This window comes from Aquimarina sp. AU58 (genome assembly GCF_900312745.1).
GTDB lineage: Bacteria > Bacteroidota > Bacteroidia > Flavobacteriales > Flavobacteriaceae > Aquimarina > Aquimarina spinulae.
The window spans coordinates 2,210,196-2,236,225 of the sequence record NZ_OMPD01000014.1 but is presented as its reverse complement, the minus strand read 5'-3'; the positions used below and the strand labels follow the sequence as shown (position 1 = coordinate 2,236,225).

The following is a 26,030-nucleotide window of genomic DNA, read 5'->3' as shown; positions in this document are numbered from 1 at the left end:
CTGTATCATGAAAGAAATTAAGTATGTAACCAATCTTGACATCAAATTTGATCATTTAGAACGTATCGATATCTCAAAAATGGTAGAAGCATGTAAAGATCAATGGTATAATCAATCATTAACCAAAGTAAATAATAGCGTTGTTCGACTTGGTATAATAGAAGGCGAATATCATTGGCACAAACATGATAACGAAGATGAGTTTTTCTACGTTATTAGTGGTCAACTAGTATTGGACCTAAAGGACCGCACTATTGAGTTAAATCCTAACCAGGGAATTACAGTCCCAAAAGGTATCATACACCGCACAAGAGCTCCCAAAAAAACAGTAATGTTAATGGTAGAGACTAGTGAGATACTTCCTACCGGAGATAAGTAGTATTAAAAATTAGGTATGTACTTCTGTAACGAGAAAAAATTAACTTTAAATAATTACAGAAAGACACTACATTAATAATATCATAACAAAGTGAATTAATGAGTATCATTATTGATAGACAAAATATTGAAAAAATAATAGCCAATATTTCTGTAAATGAAATGATTGATGATATGGAACATGCTTTCGTTTCTTATTCTAAAGGAAATGCAATAGTTCCTCCTGTAGGCGAATTATTGTTTGAAAATCCTAAAGGAGAAACACATATCAAATATGGATATATCAAAAACGATACGACATACTGTATCAAAATAGCTTCTGGGTTTCATGAAAATTCGGCATTAGGCATTCCCTCTTCGCAAGGTATGATGCTGTTATATAGTCAAAAAACAGGAGAGCCACTAGCGATATTGTTAGACGACGGATTACTTACCAATATTCGCACTGCAGCTGCGGGTGCTTTGACTGCCAAATATTTTGCGCCAAAACGAATTAAAGGGATAGGTATTATTGGTACAGGAATACAGGCAAAATTACAATTGCAATTTCTCTGTAAAAATTATCCTTATAGTATGGTTTGGGTATGGGGTAGAACCATTGAAAACATGCAAAAGTTTAAATCAGAGTTAGCTTCGGATTTTGATATTTACATCGCAGCAACCCCATCAGAAGTTGTTAATAATTGTAATCTGATTGTAACTACTACTCCATCAGAAACTCCTATATTATATGCGCATGATATTAAACCAGGAACACATATTACAGCCATAGGATCAGATACTCCAACCAAACAAGAATTAGATTGTGAAATTTTAAAAAAAGCAGATATCGTAATTTCTGACAGTATTTCACAAAGTAAAAGTAGAGGAGAAATCTTTCAAGCTGTAAAAACGGCGGTTATACCTCCTGATAAGGTTACCGAACTAGGGAATGCAATCCAAAATATCTCCTTTCAACGCACAAATGAAAATCAAATTAGTGTTGTTGATCTTACTGGTGTAGCCGTACAAGATATAATGATTGCTAATGCTATTTATTTAAAATACAAACAATTAAAAAACTAAATTGTATGATTCAGTACGTAAGTAATAAAGGTAATGGTGCCTCAGTAGATTTTGAAACTGCAATATTAGCTGGTCGAGCTCCTGATGGTGGATTATATGTACCTACATCACTCCCCAGGATATCAAAAACACAATTACAATCCTGGAAAAACCTAAGTTATACTGATTTAGCTTTCGAAGTCTTATCTCTATTTATCGATGAAACAACAATATCATCAATTGAGTTGCATAAAATCATAGAAAATAGTTTTGATACATTCTACCATCCAGAAAAAATTCCTTTCCATTCCCTTACATCCAGAAAGAATATTATCATCCAGGAATTATTTCATGGACCTACATTATCCTTCAAAGATATTGCTATGGGATTTGTTGTTAATCTACTCGATTTTTTTCTAAAAAGAAGAAAAGAAAAAATGTCTATCATGGTAGCTACTTCTGGAGATACAGGGCCTGCAGCAGCATTTGCTACCATAGGAAAAGAAACTATTAACACCTGGGCTTTGTATCCTCAAGGATACATCACAGAGGAACAAGAACGCCAGATGACAACCATTACTGCACCGAATGTACATTCGGTAAGAGTAACAAATTGCCCAAATGGATCAGACGATCTCGATGAACTGATTTCGAGTTTATTTGCTAATACATCATTTAAACAAGAATTAAATCTATCTAGTGTAAATTCTATCAACTGGGGAAGAATTATGATGCAAACTGTTCATTATTTTTATGGGTATTTAAAAACCGTAGATACTATCGGGGAGTTATTAAATTTTGCAGTACCATCGGGCGCCTTTGGTAATTTGTGCGCTGGCTCTTTAGCAAGAGAAATGGGTTTGCCTGTCGGAAAATTTATCTTGTCAAACAATCAAAATAACTGCCTGCAACGTATTTTTAATGAAGGAATTTATGTAAAAGAAAAAGTCATCAATTGTGCTTCTTCTGCAATAGACATTTCTCTTCCTATTAATTTTTGGCGTTATTTATATTTTGCAATTGATCAAAATCCAGAAAAGATAAAACTATGGATGGAAGAGTCTGAGAAAAATAATCGAGTAGAGTTTGATAAAAATACTCATAAACAATTTAGCAAAGGATTTTTAACAGCTTCTATTTCAGATAAACTAACACTAAACACCATACAAGAGGTATTCGAAACAGAGGGATATCTTCTTGATCCTCACGCAGCAGTGGCTGTTGCTGCGGCAAATACTGTAAAAGCTGAATTCCCTAATGATTCTAAAATATTATGCTTAGCTACTGCACATCCTTCAAAATTTTCTGATGTTATAAAAGAGTCTCTAAATGTCAATGCTTTGCCAGCTGAAGCTATACATCACTCCATAGAAAATGCTAAAGAATATTGTCAAAAAATATATGAATGTAATTATGAAAATATGTATCAAACAATACCTAAGACGATGCAAGTAATTAGTAACAAATAAGTAAAAAAATCTAAAAAAAAGTAACGTTTAATATAGTTGTTCTAATGGCTTTATATACTCATCTTCACAAAAGAGATATTTTCAAAATAGTACAGGGTTTTGATATAAGCCCTCTCACTCAATACTACCCATTGGATGGAGGATTTGCAAATACCAATTATTATTTGGAAACAGAAACCAATACATATGTACTATCAATTTGTGATAGTAAATCTTTTGAAGAAATTGATAAGTTGGCTAATTTGTTAATTCATTTTGAAAATCATCACTATACAACTACAAAAATTATCCCTAACAAAAACGGTAGCGTTGTAAGCACTTACGATAATAAACCTTTACTTTTAAAAGAATATATTTCGGGAACAGTATTAACCCAATTTAGTGATGACATATTAATAAAACTAGGAGTTTCTTTAGGGCAATTACATCAACTCCCGTCTCCACCATACATTGCAAATAAATATCCTTATGGAGAACAAACATTTTATGAGCTTAATGAAAGTTCAACAGAACATCCTTTCATTATATGGCTCTCTGATATGCATAACTATATTAAAGACAATTTACATCCTGATCTACCCAAAAGCCTAATTCATGGGGATTTATTTTATAGTAATGTGATAATAGATTCAAATGGAGAACCCATTATTATAGATTTTGAAGAGGCATGTTTTTATTATAGAATTTTTGATCTGGGTATGGCAATTGTTGGACTATGCTGTGAAGATGGTAAAATTATTTTCTCAAAAATTCACATATTGCTTAAAGGTTATCAAAGCATAACCTCATTGACCTCTTTAGAAAAAGAAAAACTTAAGGCTTTTGTAATCTATGCTGCTACAGCTACAGCATTTTGGAGATTTCGTCAATTTAATATCATTTTCCCCACAGAGAACTTAAAAAACAGTTTTGAAGAGATGCAAAATATTGTAGATCAATTATATAAAATATCTGATGAGAAAATATTTAATTAAGCTAATTTTAATCAATGAATGATCATACTTCAATACAAAAAATAAGAATAGTCCTTGTAGGTTTAGGTACCGTAAACATTGGTGTACTTAAAATTTTGATAGAGAAAAAGGCTATAATCACAAAAAGTCACAACCTAGAAATACACATTATTGGTGTGGCTGACTCTTCTGGAATTGCCATCAAAAAAAATGGATACACCTACGAAGAATTAATTCATTTAAAATCAAATGGAAATAAAGTAAACCAGTTAGCAGGATATCTCTCGGGTATAGCCATAGAGCAAATCACAAATCATGTAAACGCTGATGTATTGATCGATGGATCACCGGTTAATCTTAAAACGGGAAATCCGGGATTACAAGCAATACGAAACGCTCTTAGTAAAGGATGGACTGTAGTTAGTGCCAATAAGGCTCCTTTGGTATTAGCCTATGATGAGTTGCATCAACTGGCCAAAAAGCATGGTGGTAAACTAGCATATAGCGCAACAGTTTGTGGAGGATTACCTGTGATCAATATTTTACAACGTGATTTGCAAGCGACAAACCTTATTGGTTTTAAAGGGATTTTTAATGCCACCACTAATTTTATTTTAGAAACATTAGAAAAAGACGGATCTTTTGATGAAGCTGTTAAAGAAGCACAAAGATTAGGTGCAGCAGAAGCTGATCCATCCCTGGATATTGACGGATATGATACCGCAAATAAACTGTATATCATCATGAAATCTTTTACAGAATTCTCTGGCAGTATCTCCGACATACAAATAGAAGGTATCAGAGCTATTACTTCTGAAGACATTAAACAGGCAACGATACAAAATAAAAGAATAAAATTATTAGCTGTAGCAGAAAAAAAAGCAGATACCTGGAGTTTATCGGTTCGCCCCACAAAGGTAGAAGCCAGTTCTTTTATAGGGAATTGTGATGGTTGGGAAATGGGTATTCAATTACAAACCGATTATTATGAAGAACTATCTATGAAAATATATGAAGAAGATCCCATGACTACCTCTGCAGCTGTAGTAAGGGATATTATTAACCTTTCAAAAAACTCTTTCTAATATGAAATCTCACGAAATATGTATTCGACCTGCAAACAAAAGTGATTTTGAAGCAATATGGAGTCTGTGGAAAGTAGTCGTAAATCAAAAAGTCTATTTCCCTTATGACGATAGTTTTTCACGAGAACAGATTGAAAGCAGTTGGATAAATCTAAATAATAACTGTTTTGTGGCAGAATTAGAAAAAGAAATTGTAGGAGCTTACATTTTGAAGCCTAATCAGCCCGGATATGGAAGTCATATTGCTAATGCTTCATATATGGTTAACAGTCAAAAAAGAGGAATGGGCCTTGGACATAAGCTTTGTGCGCATTCTATCGATGCAGCAAAAGAATTAGGGTATTATGCGATGCAGTTTAACCTGGTCGTTAGTACCAATGCTGCTGCTATAAAAGTATGGTTGGCAAATGGTTTTGAAATTATAGGAACCATACCTGGAGGTTTTAAGCATTTTGAAAAAGGATATGTAGATGCTCATATTTTTTATCGGAAATTATAATTTGTATACATTTCAGAAAAAATGATATAGGCTTTATGTGGTAAAATAATTGCAAACCTATATAAATTCTTTCCTATACTTTGTGGGACTAATTCCTTTATTCTTTTTAAAAAATTTATTAAGGTGACTAACATCTGTAAATCCTAATTCATCAGTAATTTCGGTTATGCGCATATCACTATATTGAAGTCTGTTTTCTATTAATCTAACCCTGTAATTCGTAATATATTGCTGTAATGTTTCTCTAGTATGTTTTTTAAAATAACGACCAAGGTATGTTTTAGAAATACCAAACCGATCACAAATTTCTTCAGTTCTCAATTTGCTAGGGTCGTATATATTCTCTTGTATATATTGTAATATATTCATCGCTTTTTCTTCTGTTCCTGCATCTACCTCATCAGGAAGGTATTTTGCAATATTTCTCGCCACAATAACGATTAATGTATTTACCAACTGCTGTATAATTTCTTTATTATATAAATCCCGGTTAACATATTCGCGTATCATAGCTTCGACCATAGGTTTGACCAATGTTTTGTCTGTTAGGTTTCTTAAAATACAGCCCGGTTGATGATTTGCATTTTTTAGAATAAATTCTAATCGTTGAATATTATCAGCACTTATTTTCCCTGATTTAATATAAATATCATTAAATCTCAAAAAGAAAAATTGTGTGGTTGTATTAATTTCTATAGAAGATATGTCTGTAGGGGTTAATAAAAGCATATGTCCGGGATGATATTGAAATTCGTTCTTATTTACACGTTGAATTCCTGTACCCGATAAAATATAAACCAATTCAAAAAAACTGTTTTTATGCTCATGTACCGGAGATTGATCTAATGTTTCAAAAGCAATCGAAAAAGGTTCATATAAATTCTTTTTATTCATAATTACACATTTTTACATTTAAAACGAAAACATATACTATTAAAAAACATGTACAAAGGTATAAATTTGCTCTAAATTATTAAAACATATTTTTATGAAAGCAATAGGAATCAAAACATCATTACCCATAAGTGAAGAAAATAGTTTAATTCAGTTCGAAACAGATCGGCCTGTACCAAAAGGACATGATTTATTAATAAAAATCAAGGTAGTGGGTATGAATCCTGTGGATTATAAAGTTCGCCAAAAAAGTGCGCTAAATCAAGAATTAGATTCTCCAAAAATATTAGGTTGGGATGCTGTAGGTATTGTTGAAGCTGTAGGTGACAAAGTAACCTTATTTAAAACAGGAGACGAAGTGTTTTATGCAGGAGATATTACACGTCCCGGATCTAATGCCGAATATCAATTAGTGGATGAGCGCATAGTAGGTAAAAAACCGAATACTATTTCTGATGCCGAAGCGGCTGTGATGCCTTTAACTTCGTTAACCGCATGGGAGACGTTGTTTGACAGACTTAAGTTAACCCCAGGAGAAGGAAAAGAAAAAACGATACTAATTATTAGTGGTGCAGGTGGTGTTGGCTCTATTGCAACTCAATTAGCCAAAAAACTAACCGATTTAACCGTTATAGCTACTGCTTCTCGTGTCGAAAGTCGTTTATGGTGCCAGAATATGGGAGCAGATCATGTTGTAAATCATCATAATCTTATTGAAGAAGTACATGCTTTAGGGATCAACACCGTAAACTACATTCTAAATTTTTCGGGAACTTCTGATCATTGGGAAAATATAATCGAGTTAATTGATCCACAAGGGCATATATGCACTATTGCAGAATCTCCGGATAACCAAATCAATATAGGATCTTTTAAATCTAAGAGCATCACCCTATCCTATGAGTTAATGTATACACGATCTATGTATAAAACAGAAGATATGATTGAACAACATCATATCTTAAACAAAATAGCTGCATTGCTTGATAACAATAAAATTAAATCAACACTCAATAGTACCCTTAATGGTTTTACTACTGAGAACTTTAAAGAAGCTCATCAAAAATTAGAATCAGGCAAAACCATAGGAAAAATTGCAATTACATTTTAAAGACACTGTTTAAGAATAGAGGATTAATAGACAAGATCAGAGCTCTTATATGAATTATTTAAGTATCGAGCGAACTTGTAGTTGTAACTGTGGTATAACCTCTTTTTTATACCATTCATTTTTTGCTTGCCAAATATTATTTCTTGGCGAAGGATGTGGCAATACAAAATAATCTGGCAAATATTCTTTATAATTCTTTACCGTATCTGTTAACGTTCTTTTTAATCGATCACCCAAATAATACTCTTGAGCATATTTCCCAATGAGTAAAACAAGTTCTACATTTTCTATTTTAGTTAATAGTTTTTGATGCCACAAAGGAGCACATTTTTTTATAGGGGGGAGATCTCCGGATTTCCCTTTTCCCGGGTAGCAAAACCCCATAGGTACAAGTGCTATTTTTTCGGGATTATAGAACGTTTCATCATCTATCCCCATCCAGGCTCTTAAATTTTGCCCGCTCTTATCATCCCATGGAATTCCCGATTTATGAACGATACTTCCGGGAGCTTGCCCTATGATTACTATTCTACTATACGCATGTGCCGAAACTATTGGTCTTGGTCCTAGTTCTAATTGCGCTGCACACTCACTACATTTTGAAATCAAAGACAATAATTTTTGCATAATAGATACTGCGTTTTATAAACTGATTAGTAAATTATAAAATAATATGGTTTTACTTAACTTATTTAAGATTTGTTTCATCCTTTATCCTATTCATCAAAGAACACCCTAACCAATGAGCTAAGGTGCTCTACAAAAGAAAAACTAAACACCGGTTAGAACTTTTCTACTAGACTAAAGAAAAGTATCAAAACCTTTAATTATATGTATTACGAAGTTTCTCCCAATTACTATTAGCCTTTGCCACTAATTTTTTGTGATTGTTTTCTGCAAGCCATAATTGTTGTGCATCTAACTCTATATTATACAAAAACAAAAAGTACTTCCCATCTTTTACTACAAACTTATTCGGATCGGGTCTAAATTTAGCGCCAGCATATACACCAAATGCACAGAATCCTCCATATTGTGGTAAGTATTGTTTAGGGTTCTTATCAAATTTAGACTTCTGCTCTTTAGAGGTAAAATAATACACAACCTTCTCATGTTCAGATTTATATTCTTTATTTCCTCGTTGTGCAATACCAAGATCCAGATAAGATACAGGACTATATCCCTGTAGCGCTATATTGCTGTTATCAATATTATTTCCTTTCTTATCCTGCGCAATAGTAGTCATGGTTGTCATTATCATTACTACTAGTACTATTTTTATATTTTTTAAAGTTTTCATTTTCTTTGTTTTAAGCGTTAAAATATTCTTCTTGTATAACTAATCCGTCATTGTTCCATATTCGCCTGATGATTTCATGCCAATAAATTGTACTATTATCGGTCATCTCGAAATCAAATGTAAATTCTGAAGCCGAAACATTACCATCTACTATCGTATGGTGGTGAGTTATACTATTTACTTTTTTAATAGAATTGGCAAAACCCTCCATCTTTTCTACCATTTGAGCTTTATTTTTGGTAGTAAGGTTATTATAATCAGAGGTTGTAGCATCCTCAGCAAAAAATTGTTTTACTGCATCTACTATTGCTCCTTGTGTAACAATACTATCCATTTCTGTAGCTAATGCTTTAATATCCATTGTTTTATTTTTAAATGATTAAACAAATATTGTTTTGTAATTACACTACAAATTTCTGGATATGTCGAGGAAAGAGGGCTACAAAAAAAGTACTAGTTCTTGTACTTTTTATTTTTGAAATGTGCTTTTGAAATGTGATGGAGATTCTCCTGTATAATGCTTAAAAAAGTTAGAAAAATGGTTAGGTTCTTCAAAACCTAATTCTATCGAAATCTCTTTAATTGTAAGGTTTTTAACCAAAAGAGACTTTGATGTATTAACCATCTCAGATCTAATAAGTTTCCCCAAAGAAGTTTGCATTTTATCTTTCACTTTTCTGGATAGTACTTTTGGAGAAAGGTTCATTTCTGAAGCATAAAAGTCAAGTGTTCTTTCTTTGGTATGATATTGCTGAAGAAGTTCGAGGATATTCTGAGAGAAAAGATCTCTATTTTGATAGTCAAAATCTTCTCTAAATTCTAACGGATTTCTACCCACATTATTTTTAAAAACTCTGGTAAAATACGCCGGATCATTGTATCCCAAATCATAAGATATTTCCTTAATACTTTTATCGGTAAAAGCAATCTCCTTTTTACTTTCTAATAGTTTTTTACCAGATAACAGAGATTTTAGAGAAATTCCTATTTTATTTTTAATTAAAGATTGGATATTATATCCATTTTTATCAATCAAAGCGGTGAGTTCTCTATTGTTAATATTACTAGAATATTGCATATCAATGATATCCTTCGTATCAAAAATAACACGGTACTCTTCCTTATTTGCCTGAAACGGATTTTGGTAATACCATTGTTCTGCAGAAGCATCTATGATACGATCTACTTCTATATCATATTCTATTTGATTTGTTATTTTTTGAAAATCCCCAGATCCATCAAAATTAATATACCCAAGAGAGATAAGATGTTTAAATAACACTCTAAACTCTTTATTTCTAATCACCGTTTCATCAGGAAATTCTATTTTTCGGATCAGGAAGTTATCTGAAAGAAATTTTATATACTGTCCTTTTTCGAGGTAAATAGCTTTATTTTGCCAATCGAAGTAGTTCTTAAAATCAACCTGAATACTACCACTACCCGATAAAATCTGGAAAAAAGTATATTGACCTATAAAGTATACTTTATTTATTTCTGGTGTAAATTCTATAAACACAATAATCGCTTGATTGGTGTATAGTATGTCGAAATTTTTATCAAAAGATAACACCTCAACAGTATATTAATCACTAAAACCAATAGAAGTTTTTCTTAAAGAGCTTAAGAATATACTTTTTAGAATATATAGTGCAAGATGATGAAGTGGTATATTTTCTAAATTACAGAAAATATTCTGGGTATAATTTAATAGTATACCCAGTTTATTATTTACTTTTTAATACGGTTTTACTTTCTCTGCTTCTTTTTATAATTATAGAATCTCTAAATATTTTTTTTACCGAAATATCTTCTAGCATATCCCCTTCTCTAATCTTATAAAATTTATTGTTCATTCTAATTAAGATTAGTTCCGAAGTACTTTTAGATCCTTTTACATAACCATGATAACTTAATTTAGGCCATGGTTTCTTAACGCTATTAGGAGTAACATTTGTTTTCTTAGACTTGTTATTCGATACTAGTTTCGTATTTTTTTTACGCTTTTTAGCTCTAAAAACAACATATTTTCCTAAGAATGGGTCTCTTTCAACTTTTCTAAGATCAAAAGTATCTTTCGAAAAATTCATTCTGGGATCCACAATAGTAATTGGATTAACCGATACGTTGCTCTCTTCCAAATTGTTTCCAAAAAAATTAAAAATTTTACTAAAAACAATTGCCCAGATGACAAGCATAAAAAAAATCAGAACGCTATTTAAAATCTTTTTATTCACTAGCCTAAAAATTACAATTCGTTAGGTTTTATTTACTCAACCGTTATTTTTCTAACTTCACTATAAATACTCTTATTACCCGCTTGATCTAAGATTCTCACTCTCCAATAGTAATCTCCCAAATTAGAAAATGTTATTTCCTGAGAGTTCGAACTAGTCGGAACAGTTTCAATTATGGTGGCAAAACCACTATCTGTTGCTACCTCTATAACGCTGGATAGTGTAGATTGTATTTCTCCGGTATCACTAGGTATATTCCAGGTAAAAGTAATAGGAGATGATCCTTTTGCATCGTTATTAGGAGATGCTAAGGTGGGTTGATTAGGTGCCTGGGTATCTAGAAAAATCTTTCTCGTTGAGAATTTGGTTTCACTATTATCATTTACACCTTTTACTTTCCAGGTATATATTGCATCTTCACTCAAGACGGTAGAACTAAGTGTAAAGTTATTATTAGTTAAATCAGGAGTCTGGATTTCGGTAGCTGTATTTCCTTGAATGGTCTTATCAACCACTACAGTATATGAAGTTGCTGCCTGAATTCTATCCCAGGTTAATATTAAAGCATCTTTATTCGTATAAAAATTCTCTGATGGTGATGTTAGAAACACAGTTTGGTTTGTTAAATCGTCTGATACAGAAAGTGTAAAAGAAATAGGAAAACTATAAGCAGTTGTATATGCAAAATTTTCTCCTCGTATCCTCCAGCTATATTCACCAGGATTAAGTCCATATGTAAAGTTATTCCCTTTAACTAATGAATCTAACACACTTCTTTGTGTAGCCTCTTCTACTACCTGTATTCTATAATCATCTGCATCTCCTAATTCATCCCATCTAAACTGAACCGAATTACCATCGAGATTACTTTTATCTTTTGGTGCTACCGTTGTTACCAAATCATCTGTAATATCTTCTTCGAGGACATCATCGCACGCTATCAACAGAAACAAACTGCTAAAAACTATACCTATATTAACTATTTTTTTCATAATTCTGAAATATTATCTTTACTCTTAATTTATTTTTTCGTGTTTGGAATTCTTTTTCTTTTACAAATGAAATACTAACAATATTTGAAAACTTAAACTCTTTCTCAAATGCATACACTATTTCTAATAGTCCGTTAAAATCTCCTTCCAGTGTTAATTGATTACTAATTACATTAAAACCATTACTTTCTGCTATATGGATTTCATCTAAGTTAAAAACATATACATTATCATAAGTAGATACAAAATCCAGTATTTGTTGTTGTATTTCTTCAGGTTCTACTCCCTGTTTTCCTATTATTTTATCATAAAACTTTAATTCTGCCTGTGTTTGAGTAACATCGGTTGTTGATGAGTTTACATATGCTAACTTATCTTCTAACTGTCGAACCTGATCATAGGCATGTCGAGTGATTTTAAAAGATCTCTTATTCGCTGCCATGAATAGCAATATTCCAATTGCTATAAGTCCAATTAATTTTTGTTTATATGTTAGATTTGCAAACACTATTTTACAACGATTTTTAAAGTGAATTCACTTTTTTTATTTCTACTCTTACTAAAATCCAAAATCTCTATTTTGGAAATCCATTTTTCCTTCTTTAATTCTTTAACCCAAGAATTAATTGGCATACTCGAACTAGAATTACCATTAATAATAATGGTATTTGTTTCAAATATTATCTTTTCAAAATTCTTGATCTTTTTCTGTGTAGGGTTAACCTTCAAGCTATTAAGCCCTACGTTATCAGGAATTGAGTTTACAATACGATACATATAAAAAGAAAGAAAGTTCTGATTTAAAATACCCGATTCCTGAAGTATTTTTTTTTTGTTCTCTTTTTCGCTTTCTATTTTTTTTACCTGATTATAAGTATCATTAAGGTTATATAATTGAGATTCATAACTTACATACTTATCATTATAGTAATTCAATAACAAATAGCTAATCAATAATGCAGACAGGAAAAAAATCCCCAATACTGTAGCTACGGTATTAAATGCCTTTTTAAGTACATTTTCTTTTTTATTCTCTATTAAAAATTCTGTATCGTAGCTAAAATCATCTGATGGATATAAATAATGAAGTAGTGTAGAAAATAAAGGAACCTGAGTATTGTTAATCTTCTCCTCCCCCAAGATATATTCCTTGGTAATAGTATCCAGTTTTTGGGTTTCTGTTAGGTAATCATCTTCAAAACTTAATTCATAATCGGCAGAAATAATTGATGATGTATTAGATAGCCCATTAAATAGTACTCCTACAAAAGGGCCAATACTATAATCTACAACCAAATATTTATTTTCTAAAAACAATGTAAAGAATTTTTCTAAGACATCTTTTCTTACAATTGAAATAAAATTTTGTTGATTTTGGTGTAGTTCATAAATATAAAAATCATCAATAGAAGCGTTAAACAATACTTCTTTTAAATAGTTTCCTTTTGCAGAAACTTGTTTATTTATAATTCCTTTTCCATAAAAATTAAGAAGTAAAGGAACCGATGTATTCACTTTATCTTTAACAACGTTAAAATCCTCTGTAGAAAAAGAAGTTTCTACAGACAAAGCATCAGATTTCTTATCTACTATAAGCACATTGTATATTGGAGTATTCCCCAATATTACACCTACAATAGCGTATTTTTTTTCCTGAAAAGGCTTTAAAATATTATTTTTTATCTGTTCTAACATTAGTAAACAACGGTCGGTTTTATAAACACGTGTAACTTTGATTTATTTTTTCTCTTGATCTTACTACTAAAAAACCATTTTAGTATTGGTATTCTAGATAAAACAGGTGTTCCTGTTCCAGAGTTTTCTTTTTCTAATTCATCCAGTCCTCCCAGAAGTATCATTTCACCATTTCGTACTCGAACCAAAGACTCAAACTGCTGGGTTGATTTTCCTGGTGGAGCGTTCTCTCCTGCTCTTCCTAAAAAGGCGCTCTTTTCTACGACAATAGTAAGTGTTATTTGCTCATCTTTAGAGACAAAAGGTTTTATATTAACACTTAAATTTGCATCTGTAGCTTTCCATTGACCTGATTGTAAAATATCACTACTGACTCCATTATTAATCAACCTATTATTTTGTTCGAAGTAATAATTAGTTTCTCCGATAGAAATTTTTGCTTCATGGCCACTTAGTGTAGAAATCTTGGGAGTCGATTGCAATCGGATTATAGAATTATTTTCTAGAGCTTTTAAACTAAGATAGAAGTCTTTTGCAACTTTACCCAGGTTAAAAATACCAAACCCATTAAAGGCATCGATCAACTTATTTACAGAAGATGAATTTATAGTAACTTCAGATTGTGGAAATAAAACTCCAGAAGTAACTCTCTCTTTTTTATCTATCCCGGCTTTAATCCCGGTTTGAATGTCGTACCCTTTTTGATATTGTACTATCAACACCTCTATAAGGATCATGGGTACTACTTTATCAATTTGTTTTATATATTCTTTTAGCTCTAATATTCTTGGTCTTGAACCAGAAACCACGAATCCATTAAGTTCTATAAATTCCTTAAGTTCTACGTTTTCTATTAAGTTCTTAGGCAATGTTTCTAAAACAGTTTCTATTGTTCTATTTTCTAGTTGTATAAGTTCTGTACTCCTTAGTCCTTCTCCATTTTGATCTCCGATAAGATAAAAATCATCTGTTTTTTTATAGGTACTGTTTTTGCCCATAAAAACATGATCCAAAAGCTCATCAAAAGTAATTTCATTTACTACCAATGTTGTTGTAGCTCCTGCAGGTTTATCATACATGAAATAGTTTACATTGAGCTTTTCTGCTGCTTCTAATATCAACGAAGTAACATCGGCATCAAATGCCTGAACACTCAAAAACCCACTTGGAAGAACCGTTATTTCTGCTGATGATTCTGGACTCCTGGTTTTCTTACCTTTCCTCGATGATCTAGTAGCTGTACCCGCTGCTGGCGCTTGATCTTTTTCTACATAGTAAAACCCATTATCATCTTTGGTCACTATTAATTTATTAGATTTAGCCATCATCTCCATTACCTGATCAAATGGTCTATTTAAGATATAAGCAGAAACTTTTTCATTTTTCACATTAGGTCCTAAGATTACATTTTTACCCGATACATCGGTGATCTTTTTAGCTACGCGAGACAGAGAATCATTTTTAAGTTTAATTGCTAAGAAATCATTTTGGCTATTATAAGTGACATCGATTTCTTTAAGTACTTTTGGTTTTGGAAGTTCTTTTGGTTTTATAGTTTTCTTAAAAACAATAATTTTGTTTATAAACTCTATACTTAGATTATATTTCTTGATTACAAAAAGAAACACATCTTTAACAGGTACATTAAAAAAACTACTGGAAACAATCTGGTTAAGATCCGGATCTGCACTTATATTGAGCTTGTGCTCTATCGCAACAGAGGTTAGAAAATCATATAGTGTAAGTCCCGAAACATCAATCTGTATCGTTTCATTAAGTTCGGGAGTTTCTTCTGCATATGCATTAATTTGTTCCTCGATCTTTTGCATGTCTTGCTGTCCATACGAAAGTGGAATTACACAAACTAATACTATATAATATAAAAATTTCTTCATAATTAAGCTTTGATTAGCAGCGAATAAATTTCTTCGAGAGAAGTTTCCCCTTCTTCTAATAAATTAAAAGCTTTATCCGCGAGGCTTTGGTATTTATAACTTATATTTTGTTCTAGATTATGACTATTATTTTTAATAGCATTCACTACATCATCTGTGATCGATACAATTTCATAAATTGCTCTTCTACCCTTATACCCGGTATAGTAACATTCTGTGCATCCTACTGGCATATGATGTGTAGATAAGGCCCTAGGAAGTTTGTAATTTCTAGGAAGTTCTTCTTCATTAAAAGGAGTCTCTTTTTTACAATGTGGACATAACTTTCTAACCAATCGCTGTGCTACAGATAGGTTTAAGGTCTCTGCAATATAAAATGCAGGAACTCCCATATCAACTAATCTGGATATGGTTCCCAGTGCAGAATTAGTATGTATTGTAGACAATACTAAATGTCCCGTTAATGAAGCTCTGATAGCCATTTTAGCTGTCTCGGCATCCCTGATTTCCCCTAACATGATTATATCTGGATCTTGTCGTAAAAATGACCGTAATGCAGAAGAAAAAGTAAGTCCGATGTCTTCTTTAAGTTGTACTTGATTAATTCCCTTTAATGTATATTCAATCGGATCTTCTACAGTTACTATATTTCTTTTTACATCATTAAGAAGTTTTAGCGTAGCATATAGTGTTGTTGTTTTACCAGATCCGGTAGGCCCGCTAATTAGTACAATACCATTATTCTTTTTTACAGCTTCAAGATATTTTTCTTTTTCTTCTGACTCTAACCCCAGATCTTCTAATCTAATATTAGAAGCATCTTTTCCTAACAGACGCATCACCACTTTTTCACCATGTAAGGTGGGTAATATAGAAACCCTAATATCAAAATCTTTATAATCAATCCTTCCGTCTTGTGGTAATCTTTTTTCTGTGATATCTAGATTAGATTCTATTTTGATCTTATTTACTAATTCTAAATAACTCTCTTTAGGAATTTTATATTTTTCAACTAAAACGCCATCAATACGCAGTCTTGCTCTTGCTTCTTCTTCATACACTTCGAAATGAATATCACTACTACCAATAGATTTAGCTTCAAAAATCAAAGTATCCAAAAAGCTACTTTCTACAGTAGATATACTTTGTGTTGCTTCCTGATCTCTATTATTCTTTCTGTAATAGACAAACAATGCTTTATTTAGTCTCTCTGACGAAATCTCATCAAACTTTAATGGTTTTCCCAAATACAATTCTAATTCTTCCTTGACCTGAGAATTTACTTTTTCTGCATCAATATAGAGTTCCATTACATCTTCGGTATTGTTCTTAGGAATAATACTATAATGATGTGCTAAATCAGCATTAATAAGCTGTTTTAGTTCTACAGATATTTGTATGTTGGTATCAGTGCTCAAATGATAAAGTCGTAAAAAATGTTAGTTGATAAAAATAGATTAGGAATCATCAAACCAATGATATATAGTGATAAATATCCTGCTAATGGTATTGTTTTCTGTTCGCTTTTATTCTGAAATATCGCATACAATACTAAAGACAATATCATCCCAGAAATAAAGAACAGCATATAATTTCTAAAGGAAAAGAGAGGGGTTACAGCGATTAAAAACACCAAATCTCCTATACCAATATATTGTTGAAATGGGTTTTGAAATTTTGATTTTTTAATGGAAAAATATGCTACAATTGAAATGAAATTAATTCCGATAAATGCCAATGATTTCAAACCATCAAAAAGAACTATGATATCTTTATTCATATACATACTCACCACAAACACCAAAATAGGTAGCCCAATATGTATATGCCTATACCTGACATCTTGATATAGCATTATCCCCAAAGAGATGAATAAAATAGATACTAATACGTATGTCATTAGTCCTTTACCGTTTCTTTTAATAACTTATTATGATCAATCTCCCAGGTATTAAAAGTACCATCGCCATCAAAATCAGATAGAGAAACCGCTCTGGCTCTAAAAGAATTAGTAGACGCCTCTGTGATCTCAATTCTATACACAGCCTGTCCTCCTTCACTAATAGATAGTGCAGGTTCAAAGCCTAGAGCTTCAAAATCGGCTGTATACTTAGAGTTTCGATAAAAATAGCTTTTCTCTAATCCGTACAAATGATTTAGCATACTCTGAGCTTCAATAGCTTTTGCTTGTGATACTACAGAAGTTTGGTTTGGTAATACCAATAGTATTAAAATCCCGATAATACACAATACAATTACCAATTCTGACATCGAATATGCCTTTACATAAACCTTTTTACTGGTGTTTTTATTTATCTTCATTTTCCTTTTTTAAGAAGGTTGAATAATTTTACTTAAATCAAACATAGGTGAATACATTGCAATTAACACAGTACCTACAACCAAACCTATGATTACAATTATTAATGGTTCCATAATAACACCAATCATCTTAGTTTGGTGCTGCACTTCTTCATCATATTGTTTAGCCAATCGCTCAAACATATCATCTAATTTATTTACTTGCTCGGCTACGCTAACAAGTGAAACCAATTTAAAATCGTATATAGAATGTTTGGCTAACGCTTTTGAAAAAAGAGTTCCTTTTGTCACCTCTTTTTTGATCATATCTAAACTTGATTCTAATGGATAAAAGGATATCATACGCTGCACCAAATCCAAAGAAGTTACTAATGGAGTTTTTGCAGATAATAATAAACTTAACGATTGACAAAAACGAGTGATGTATATTTTTCTTACCAGTTTACCAAAAAACGGGAGGCGTATAATTACATTGGATATTGCTTTTCTGTAAAAAGTATGATTTTTAAAGTAAAAGTGAAAAGCTATTATTGAAATCAAAACAATACCAAAAACTATACTTATGGTCGAAAAATGCTCTGAAACATAAATAATCTTTTTAGTTAAGTCTGGTAAATCTTTTCCAAACTGTTTAAATACAGTAGCGAACATAGGTACGACATACTTCATCATAAAATAGAGCACTCCAAAAGTTAACAGCAATACAAACGAAGGATATGTAAAAACCGATAACAACTGCCTTCTCATTTTTACTTTTCTATCGAAGTACTGAAATAGCTCTAGTAATACTTCGTCTAATTTTCTGGTTTCTTCCCCTATTTTAACACTGAAGTATTCATACGGAGAGAATTTCCCAGAGTCTCGTAACGCCTCGAATAAGGCTTTACCTTGTACCACTTCTTTTGTTATTGCTTGTATCAGATCTTTATGTTTCTCTTTCTTTTGCTGGTCTTTTAATATTTCGAGTGCCTTTCTAAAATCTACCCCAGAGTTTAATAAAACGGAAAGTTCTTTATAGAAATCCATTTTATCTTTATCAGAAAAACGATTACCAAAACTCACTTCTTTAGAGAAAAAACTATCGTTTTTCTTCTTTGCCTTAGTGACTTTCTTTGTTTTATATGTTGAAATATTAATACTCATCCAGCAAATAATTATTCATTCTCGACGCAAGAGAAACTTCTTTAGATTCAAAAAAGTCAAAACTTGCTCCCAGTACCTCAATCTTTAATTTTATAAGTTGATATTTTTCCTCAATTTTTTCATTTTGGTCAAACTGTACCTCTAGAACTTTTATATTAAAAGTATCTACAGCTTCTGCTTTTCTGATTATCTTTTCTGTTTTGAAAAAATAATGAACTTCATTATTAGAAACCTCTAATACAATATGTTTATCATCATCTATAGCTATAGATGTACTAAGTTGAACATCTTTTGAAAAAAGGTTTTGAAACTGGTTATATGTCATTAAATCATCTTGTTGATCTGCATAAACCACGACTTGTCTGGATAAATTATCATAAATAACATATACCATTGTAATGACCAATGATGATATCACCATGCCAATAACGAGTTCTAACATCGTAAATGCTTGTAATCGTGTATATTTTTTATTCTCTAACAATGTATTGATATGTTTCTTTTTTTGATTGCACCTTTATCGTGAATACAACTTTATATCCTGTGTTATTTTCTAATTTCTCTACTTTTTTTACTACAGTAAAAGATTCAAAATCATAATCTTCATCTATAAATTGTTTTTCACTTTTTGTTTCCCAAAACAATTCTTTTACTTTTTGCCGAGCCTGGTAATGAGCAATACTATTATCAGAGCCCAACACTCTACTATAAATTATAAGCGCCATAGACAAACAAATTGCAATGATGGTCATGGCAATTACCGATTCTATAACAGACCCTGCTTTTACATTATATTTGTTTAATAACTGCATAGGGTTTAAAGTATTTACTTTTATTTTTAAATAGCGGTATCCTTACAAATTCATCAGGAAGGCTTTTCCTATCAATTGTTCCGTTTAAAATATAATTATCATAAGCAGAAGCTTCTGTCCTAAGGTAAAAGTTACTGGTATAAACTGTACCTATTATATTTCCCTTAAGTTGTAACTTACCACTACAGTAGATATCACCAATTACTTCGGCGTCTTCCTCTACAGTAACGATTTTATCTAACCCTCTATTTATATCATTGATCACAACTCCTCCCAGGATCTTGCTTTTCTTCCCTATAATAACCTCTCTTTTATCTACATTACCTGTATTCATCAAAATACCCGATGGGTATTTTAAAACTACATTTTCTTCAAGTCCAACTACTTTTTCTGCCAACACCTGTACATTACCAATAAAACCAGATTCAAAAGCTACTTTTGGAGCATCTATGATAATATCTTCTAATACATTATTCTTCTTGATATAAACAGAATCTTTAGATTTTATAACAATATTCCCCGAAAGCTTTTTATTATTTATAATTATAGTATCGCTTTCTATAACCAGTGTTTGCTTACTAAAACTATTATATAAAAGAACATCGTCTTTTATATCATTTAATCTAATCTGGCGTGCGTTATTAATATCATATGCAAAATCTACATGATCGATCTTTGGTAAACTCGTTTTTGAGTTACGTTTTGTACCTATCAAAAATTTTGTATCTCGGTATGCATTAGAAGTGATATATCCAGCTTTTATACCTGATTTTGGTAAAAACACATTTCCTGTTATTTTGGCTTTTTCTACCATAAACAAAGGTTTAGAAGCATCTGAAAGATATAGTGCCAATGCATCTTCTTTCTGCCACTGCCCTATCAAAGCAGCTCTTTTTATGGTATCTTTCTTAAAAACTGAGGTGGTCAATAATACTTTATAAAATCCCCATGGTTTTATACTACCTGATGAAACCATACCATTATCAAAAACATCTATAGTAAGTTCCTTCTCTTCGATATCCTCTATTTTTGCAAGAAAATACTCTTGTGCTGATTCATTGTTAGATACTAGTTCGGCATGAGCATCAAGCATTCCCTGGTGTATTTTAGAATATCCACTCATCAATAACAGCGAATAACAAAATATCCCTACTACAATACAAATTAGTATCGCATACGCTATAGAACCGGCTTTTATCACGTATTATCTTTCTCTTTTTTACCAAATAATCGTTGAAAGAAATTTGGTTTATCGTTAGCTGTCTTTTTTTGTTTTGCTTTTTTAGCTCCCTTTTTAGTATTCCCTTTTACCTTTGGGTTATTATTTTTTGTCCTTTTAGAAGTTGCTTTATTTTTATCTTTTTTAGAAAAAAGTCTTTTAAAGAACCCTGGTTTTTTCTCCTGAGGAGCTACTGAATCTTTTGCTTTCTTTTTAAATAGTCTACCAAAAAATCCCGGTTGTAGTGTATCTTTTTCTTTACGTACTTTCTTACTATAATCTATAGTGTCACCTTTTTGCACGAAAATCCATTTCCCAGATCGTTTACCACTAGTATATTTACCTTTTGATATAACATTACCAATACTATCATAGAATACGCATTTGCCATTTAGTACTCCTTTGTTCCAGTTTTCTGTAGTTGCTAATTGACCATTTTTATACCAGGATTTCCAGATACCAATCTTTTTTCCTTTATTAAAATTGCCTTTCTCTGCCAATTCATTAGAGTAATAATACTTGGTATATAATCCATCCAATAATTCTCCTGCATAATCACTTTGTGTAGCCTGTACTTTTCTGGATTTAAACCAATAGTATTTTACTCCTGATTTTGGTTTTGGCTCATCCTCTGTAATATGAAAACTTTCTTTATACTCAGTAGTACTAATATTTTTCTTATTAAACAGTTCCTGTGAAGTTTTACAACTCAACAGGCAGGTGAATATGATACTTATATATATTATTTTTTGCATTCCTTTACAATACTTTTCCAACCATTGTGGTTATTATTTTTTTGGGCAAATTTATTGTTATACAGTTATAGTATTTTGATTCTTAAAATGTAATTTATCGTATAGTACATTATACTTAATAGTTACATTAACAATCACTATAAAAAATCTAAAAACCCATCTCGCACACATATTTAATTCACTAATAATCAATACTTTAAATTCATTTTAACAAAACATTTATAGACACAACACTTTGTATGCTTTTAAAAAATGAAGTCGCAAATATATTCATTTTTAAGTTGTTAAAAAGTTAAGGTTTAACTTTACTTTAAGAAGTTAGTTTATCTTAAAAAAAGCTAGCTCTCTATATATTTTTCACATCTTACATTACATACAATCAAACATATCAAATCACTTGTTATCATGCTTTTATCTTAACCTAGATCTCATAAAAAATTATGTTTAATATTACATTATGTTGTTTTTCACAGTACAAGAATACGAGTCCTGAGTTTCATTTTTCGGGACTGGGAATTATTTTTTTTATTTTTTTTAATCTTTAACATTATCATAGCATAAATCTGTTTTTATTTTGATGGTACCTAAAGACCAATAATTCTTATTTAAAAATGAATATCCTCTACTCTTAAAAAAATGTATATAGATGTTATAAAAGCAGCAAAATTATTGTTGATTTTAACAACAAATGGTTATTTTCGTTCTCATAAAAATTGCCAAAGTTCTTTTAAATACTGATGTAAACAAGATTTTGATTACTATCCGTTTGGGATGCTACAACCTAATCGTCATAAAGACTCCAAATCCTATAGATATGGATTCCAGGGACAAGAAAAAGACGATGAAATCAAAGGCGAAGGGAATTCTGTAAACTATAAGTATAGAATGCACGATCCTAGATTGGGAAGGTTTTTTACTGTCGATCCGCTTGAGGGGTATTATCCTTACAATAGCCCGTTTGCCTTTTCTGAAAATAGAGTAATTGATGCAATCGAACTAGAAGGAGCTGAACAATACAATTATCTATTGACTCTTAGTGATGGAAGCCCCCATCTAGAACTTGTTTCTGTCGAAGATGATTTTATAGATGTTTATCTCCAAGATAAGGCTATGAATATTTCTTATAAGGGCAAAACCTTTACTTTTAAAGAAAATTCAGCATACGGAGGGTATTTTAATTTCTTTGTGAATGAAGGGGGGTATAGAGCATTACCAAGATTCTTATCTGACCCGGATTCTTTTGTAAACCAAGATGATAGAGAAACAGAAGTTTTTAATAAGCAGTTACTTTTAAATTCTGCAGTAGCGGTTGCTCAAGAAACAATTAGTAGAACTCCAATAGTTTTTAGACCGGCTATCAAATCTCTCAAAGTAAGAGATAAGACTTTTAAATCGGAAAAAAAGTTTTGGACTGAAGAAAACACAATACATTTTGAAGCATCTAATGGTTTAGAAGGTAAGGTTTATATGAGGAATGATGTATTTGATCCAGACTTTATAGGATTGGATGGAAGAAGTAATCTAAAGAGAATGTCTGATGGTGATTCTCCTGTTGTTAGGGTAGGAAATGAAGATATTCCAGTAGATTTACATCATATGATACAACATAGAAATGGACCTTTTGCGGAAGTAGATGGAACTTTTCACAAAAAATATCATGGAATATTACATATTTGGAGAGGTGGTAAAGGAGGTAAAAAACCAAGTGAATTCCAATTTAGTAGATCGGAGTTTAATAAATTTAGAAAAGAATATTGGGAATTTAGGGCAACGAAGATTAAAAATGATAGAACCAATAATAATAATGGTGGATAATTAACTATAAATTTTTTATGAAAGAATTGTTAAATGAAATAGTTTCAAAACCCGAAGGTAATAGATCTAATGGTGAGGTCAGCATAGAAATTATTAATGAAATAGAAAAGCATCTTGATATTGTTTTTCCAGAGAAGTATAAAGAATTTTTAATTGAATATGGTTCGGGAATTATTGGATATATTGATTTTTTTGGGGTTAAAAAAGGGTTAGATATATTTTTAAAAACACCTCCTAATATTATTTACTTTAATGAAAATCTAAGAAAATATGGTTTAAGAAAAGATATAATTGCTATTTCCTATGCAGGAGATCAAGAGTATTTTGTTTTAAACTGCGATTTGAATCATCAAAATTATGGAAGTGTATATGTTTGGAACCCTTCATTGGCTAATGAGCTTATTGAAGAACTAGAATATATTAGTGATGATATTATTGATTTTGTTAAAAAAGCGTTTTTTGAAGAATTATAACCCCAGCCGTTCTAGTATGCGTTAGTGCTAGTTTGCAACTAGTACCGTACCAGCTTGGTGGGTTAGAGTAAGAAACAATTATTATACAAAAGCTGTCTAGAAATGGGTAGCTTTTGTCTTTATATCAAACAGAGTTTAATCGATATAAAATGTGTTTTATATCGATTAATATCAAAAAAAATAAAAAAATATTCCCCAGTCCCGAAAAGTGGGACTCCACATTTGTATTCTTGTACTAGAATAAGTAATGTAGTGAGGCAAGAATATAAATAAATGAAAAAAACAGTTGATTTAATACCTCTTTTTAAACAGTTTATTCGGGATTCTGAAACAGGAAAACGATTAAAAAAAAATGGAAATAGAATTACCTCGGGCACTATCGATAATTATCGATATGTATTACATAATTTGATTGAATTTTCTAGCTCTTGTGATTTTGATTTAAGAATTTGTGATGTACAAAAACTGACAAAGCGAGAATTTGAATCTGAAAAGAATTATTGGAAAAAATTCTATCGTAAGTTCTCTGATTTCATGTATAAAAAAGGATGTTATGATAATTATGTAGGTAGTAATATGAAACAGATACGTACCTTTTTTAATTACCTAAAAAACGAAAAACATTTTAATACTGGCGATTTTCATAAGCTTTTATATGTTCGTAAAGAAGAAGTAGATATCTTAGTGATATCTCCAGAACAATTAAAGTTCTTGATTCATAACAAAGAATTTGAAACTATACTTACTCCTCCCGAAAAGCGTATCAAAGATATTTTTGTATTTGGCTGTACTACAGGTTTGCGTTTTTCGGATATTTTTTTGTTAACTACCAAAAATTTTGAAATGCAAAACGGAGATTGGTATTTAAAGGTTAAAAGTAAAAAAACAAAAGCTTACAGTTCGATAAAATTGCCAGGATATGCAGTGAACATTTACCAGAAGTATAAATCTAAGAGTGCAAAAATTACTTTGTTTACTCCAATAACATTATATACTTTTAATAAGACGCTAAAAAGTATCGGAGAAAAAGCAAATTTTACTGCTCCTATAGAGTTTTCCAGGGAACGACAGGGTAAAACCTATACTGTCTATAAAAATACTCTGAAAAAGCCAGAACGTTTTTGTGATAAAATGAGCTCTCATATGATGAGACGTACAGCTATTACCACCTTACTAATTTTAGGGATGCCAGAACATTTGGTACGCACCATAAGTGGTCATAGTGCAAATAGTAACTCCTTTTATAGATATGTACATTTTGCTCAATCCTATGTAGATAAAGAAATAGAAAAAATACATGATAAACTAGAAACATATGATTAGTAGTTTTTCTACTGAAAAAATAGCTTAAATCATAAAATGACAAAAACTACCCATTTCTAGGCAGCTTTGCTTTTATAATATTTCTTTACTCTTGATTACCTTATCTGGTATTGTATGAGCTAGACATTTGCACTAATATAAATTATAATATTTTCTAGTAACCGGCACGGATTACAAATCCGCGCTATCCGGGTTCGTTCCGCCTTTTTCTCTCTTTTCCCAAGGTAACGGAGGTATTTTGGGCAACTGAGAATCATCAAAAAACTCTTCATACAAACCTTTCTTTAAAATAAATCCCCCTTCAGATTTTATTTGAAAATCAGATTTAACATCATTAATTTCAGTAATACCATTATTTTCTGAGATTCTTAATTCAGATTCTGACCGATAAAACTTTCCTCTAAAATACTTGCAATTATTAAAATTTATAAAAACAATATATTCACAATCACTAGATTCTATCATTATTTTGATTACATTAAATGTACTACTATATGACTGCACATGTAAATTAAACCCATAGAATTCTTCCAGAATAACGTTGGCTTGTTTAACATCATTTCTAATTATTTTCATCTGTTTTTTATTGTCTTTCAAATGTAAAATGAAATCGTCA

At 31.1% G+C, this 26,030-nt stretch carries 29 protein-coding genes and 1 pseudogene; 11 read left to right on the top strand and 19 right to left on the bottom strand.

All coding sequences use genetic code 11. The features are described from left to right. The first annotated feature begins 7 nt into the window (after positions 1-7). The 6 genes from DK441_RS21110 (at position 8) to DK441_RS21085 (ending at position 5,428) form a co-directional block, all read left to right on the top strand. Complete coding sequence (locus tag DK441_RS21110; RefSeq protein WP_109852457.1) at positions 8-379, top strand: cupin domain-containing protein; 372 nt, start codon at positions 8-10, stop codon at positions 377-379. A 98-nt stretch (positions 380-477) separates the two neighbouring features. Continuing rightward, the gene (locus DK441_RS21105; RefSeq protein WP_109852454.1) at positions 478-1,443 is read left to right on the top strand and encodes an ornithine cyclodeaminase family protein; all 966 of its coding nucleotides are present in this window, start codon (positions 478-480) and stop codon (positions 1,441-1,443) included. 5 nt (positions 1,444-1,448) lie between these two features. Continuing rightward, positions 1,449-2,891, top strand: a complete 1,443-nt coding sequence (gene thrC / locus DK441_RS21100; RefSeq protein ID WP_109852452.1) for a threonine synthase — start codon at positions 1,449-1,451, stop codon at positions 2,889-2,891. A 44-nt stretch (positions 2,892-2,935) separates the two neighbouring features. Then, positions 2,936-3,865 (top strand): homoserine kinase, encoded by a 930-nt coding sequence (locus DK441_RS21095; RefSeq protein WP_109852450.1) that lies wholly within the window; start codon positions 2,936-2,938, stop codon positions 3,863-3,865. A 14-nt stretch (positions 3,866-3,879) separates the two neighbouring features. Next, positions 3,880-4,929 (top strand): homoserine dehydrogenase, encoded by a 1,050-nt coding sequence (locus DK441_RS21090; RefSeq protein WP_109852447.1) that lies wholly within the window; start codon positions 3,880-3,882, stop codon positions 4,927-4,929. 1 nt (position 4,930) lies between these two features. Then, positions 4,931-5,428, top strand: a complete 498-nt coding sequence (locus tag DK441_RS21085) for a GNAT family N-acetyltransferase (protein ID WP_109852446.1) — start codon at positions 4,931-4,933, stop codon at positions 5,426-5,428. 57 nt (positions 5,429-5,485) lie between these two features. On the opposite strand, the gene DK441_RS21080 is transcribed toward DK441_RS21085, so the two are convergent. Next, complete coding sequence (locus DK441_RS21080) at positions 5,486-6,322, bottom strand: AraC family transcriptional regulator (protein ID WP_025667048.1); 837 nt, start codon at positions 6,320-6,322, stop codon at positions 5,486-5,488. Between the two features lie 94 nt (positions 6,323-6,416). Between DK441_RS21080 and DK441_RS21075 the strand changes: the two genes are divergently transcribed. After that, positions 6,417-7,433, top strand: a complete 1,017-nt coding sequence (locus DK441_RS21075; RefSeq protein ID WP_109852443.1) for a zinc-binding alcohol dehydrogenase family protein — start codon at positions 6,417-6,419, stop codon at positions 7,431-7,433. A 54-nt stretch (positions 7,434-7,487) separates the two neighbouring features. On the opposite strand, the gene DK441_RS21070 is transcribed toward DK441_RS21075, so the two are convergent. The 17 genes from DK441_RS21070 to DK441_RS20990 all read right to left on the bottom strand — a co-directional run bounded on the left by DK441_RS21070 (position 7,488) and on the right by DK441_RS20990 (position 21,803). Beyond that, positions 7,488-8,060, bottom strand: coding sequence for a uracil-DNA glycosylase family protein (locus DK441_RS21070; protein WP_109852441.1), 573 nt, complete (start codon positions 8,058-8,060; stop codon positions 7,488-7,490). A gap of 196 nt (positions 8,061-8,256) precedes the next feature. Further along, positions 8,257-8,733 carry a YHS domain-containing (seleno)protein gene (locus DK441_RS21065; RefSeq protein WP_025667045.1) on the bottom strand — a complete coding sequence of 159 codons (477 nt, stop codon included), beginning with the start codon at positions 8,731-8,733 and terminating at the stop codon, positions 8,257-8,259. Between the two features lie 10 nt (positions 8,734-8,743). Next, a complete protein-coding gene (locus tag DK441_RS21060) occupies positions 8,744-9,094 on the bottom strand; it encodes a hypothetical protein (RefSeq protein ID WP_109852438.1) in 351 nt (116 codons plus the stop codon). A 108-nt stretch (positions 9,095-9,202) separates the two neighbouring features. Further along, the gene (locus DK441_RS21055; protein WP_235015798.1) at positions 9,203-10,306 is read right to left on the bottom strand and encodes an AraC family transcriptional regulator; all 1,104 of its coding nucleotides are present in this window, start codon (positions 10,304-10,306) and stop codon (positions 9,203-9,205) included. Between the two features lie 154 nt (positions 10,307-10,460). After that, a complete protein-coding gene (locus DK441_RS21050; protein ID WP_160112212.1) occupies positions 10,461-10,874 on the bottom strand; it encodes a hypothetical protein in 414 nt (137 codons plus the stop codon). 128 nt (positions 10,875-11,002) lie between these two features. Continuing rightward, a complete protein-coding gene (locus DK441_RS21045) occupies positions 11,003-11,962 on the bottom strand; it encodes a hypothetical protein (protein ID WP_109852433.1) in 960 nt (319 codons plus the stop codon). Continuing rightward, on the bottom strand, positions 11,946-12,470 hold the full coding sequence (locus tag DK441_RS21040; RefSeq protein WP_108808722.1) for a hypothetical protein: 525 nt from the start codon (positions 12,468-12,470) through the stop codon (positions 11,946-11,948). Before DK441_RS21040 ends, DK441_RS21045 begins: the two co-directional genes overlap by 17 nt. After that, positions 12,470-13,657: a PilN domain-containing protein gene (locus DK441_RS21035; RefSeq protein WP_109852431.1), complete on the bottom strand. Its 1,188-nt coding sequence runs from the start codon at positions 13,655-13,657 to the stop codon at positions 12,470-12,472. Before DK441_RS21035 ends, DK441_RS21040 begins: the two co-directional genes overlap by 1 nt. Continuing rightward, positions 13,657-15,552 (bottom strand): type II secretion system protein GspD, encoded by a 1,896-nt coding sequence (locus DK441_RS21030; RefSeq protein WP_109852429.1) that lies wholly within the window; start codon positions 15,550-15,552, stop codon positions 13,657-13,659. The genes DK441_RS21035 and DK441_RS21030 overlap by 1 nt, the downstream gene beginning before the upstream one ends. A gap of 2 nt (positions 15,553-15,554) precedes the next feature. Then, positions 15,555-16,970 carry a GspE/PulE family protein gene (locus tag DK441_RS21025; protein ID WP_109852427.1) on the bottom strand — a complete coding sequence of 472 codons (1,416 nt, stop codon included), beginning with the start codon at positions 16,968-16,970 and terminating at the stop codon, positions 15,555-15,557. Further along, on the bottom strand, positions 16,967-17,452 hold the full coding sequence (locus DK441_RS21020; RefSeq protein WP_160112211.1) for a hypothetical protein: 486 nt from the start codon (positions 17,450-17,452) through the stop codon (positions 16,967-16,969). The genes DK441_RS21025 and DK441_RS21020 overlap by 4 nt, the downstream gene beginning before the upstream one ends. Continuing rightward, entirely contained in the window at positions 17,452-17,874 is a 423-nt protein-coding gene (locus DK441_RS21015; RefSeq protein WP_109852423.1) for a prepilin-type cleavage/methylation domain-containing protein, read from the bottom strand. Before DK441_RS21015 ends, DK441_RS21020 begins: the two co-directional genes overlap by 1 nt. Before the next feature lie 9 nt (positions 17,875-17,883). Then, positions 17,884-19,017 carry a type II secretion system F family protein gene (locus DK441_RS21010; RefSeq protein ID WP_109852422.1) on the bottom strand — a complete coding sequence of 378 codons (1,134 nt, stop codon included), beginning with the start codon at positions 19,015-19,017 and terminating at the stop codon, positions 17,884-17,886. Then, positions 19,007-19,501, bottom strand: a complete 495-nt coding sequence (locus DK441_RS21005) for a type II secretion system protein J (RefSeq protein ID WP_160112210.1) — start codon at positions 19,499-19,501, stop codon at positions 19,007-19,009. Before DK441_RS21005 ends, DK441_RS21010 begins: the two co-directional genes overlap by 11 nt. Beyond that, a complete protein-coding gene (locus DK441_RS21000) occupies positions 19,488-19,829 on the bottom strand; it encodes a hypothetical protein (protein WP_109852420.1) in 342 nt (113 codons plus the stop codon). Before DK441_RS21000 ends, DK441_RS21005 begins: the two co-directional genes overlap by 14 nt. Continuing rightward, a complete protein-coding gene (locus tag DK441_RS20995) occupies positions 19,807-21,030 on the bottom strand; it encodes a hypothetical protein (RefSeq protein WP_160112209.1) in 1,224 nt (407 codons plus the stop codon). The genes DK441_RS21000 and DK441_RS20995 overlap by 23 nt, the downstream gene beginning before the upstream one ends. After that, positions 21,027-21,803, bottom strand: coding sequence for a toxin-antitoxin system YwqK family antitoxin (locus tag DK441_RS20990; protein ID WP_160112208.1), 777 nt, complete (start codon positions 21,801-21,803; stop codon positions 21,027-21,029). The genes DK441_RS20995 and DK441_RS20990 overlap by 4 nt, the downstream gene beginning before the upstream one ends. Before the next feature lie 768 nt (positions 21,804-22,571). Here DK441_RS20990 and DK441_RS27165 point away from each other — a divergent pair. The 4 genes and pseudogenes from DK441_RS27165 to DK441_RS20975 form a co-directional block, all read left to right on the top strand. Next, positions 22,572-22,787 (top strand): annotated as a pseudogene (locus tag DK441_RS27165) (RHS repeat-associated core domain-containing protein); the annotation flags it as partial. Between the two features lie 126 nt (positions 22,788-22,913). Further along, the gene (locus tag DK441_RS27295; RefSeq protein ID WP_370444342.1) at positions 22,914-23,618 is read left to right on the top strand and encodes an HNH/ENDO VII family nuclease; all 705 of its coding nucleotides are present in this window, start codon (positions 22,914-22,916) and stop codon (positions 23,616-23,618) included. A 17-nt stretch (positions 23,619-23,635) separates the two neighbouring features. Continuing rightward, entirely contained in the window at positions 23,636-24,091 is a 456-nt protein-coding gene (locus DK441_RS20980; protein ID WP_109852416.1) for an SMI1/KNR4 family protein, read from the top strand. Positions 24,092-24,364: 273 nt separating this feature from the next. After that, positions 24,365-25,414 (top strand): tyrosine-type recombinase/integrase, encoded by a 1,050-nt coding sequence (locus tag DK441_RS20975; protein WP_109852415.1) that lies wholly within the window; start codon positions 24,365-24,367, stop codon positions 25,412-25,414. Positions 25,415-25,585: 171 nt separating this feature from the next. Here DK441_RS20975 and DK441_RS20970 read toward each other — a convergent pair whose 3' ends face one another. After that, positions 25,586-25,990, bottom strand: a complete 405-nt coding sequence (locus tag DK441_RS20970; protein ID WP_109852414.1) for a hypothetical protein — start codon at positions 25,988-25,990, stop codon at positions 25,586-25,588. Positions 25,991-26,030 lie beyond the last annotated feature (40 nt).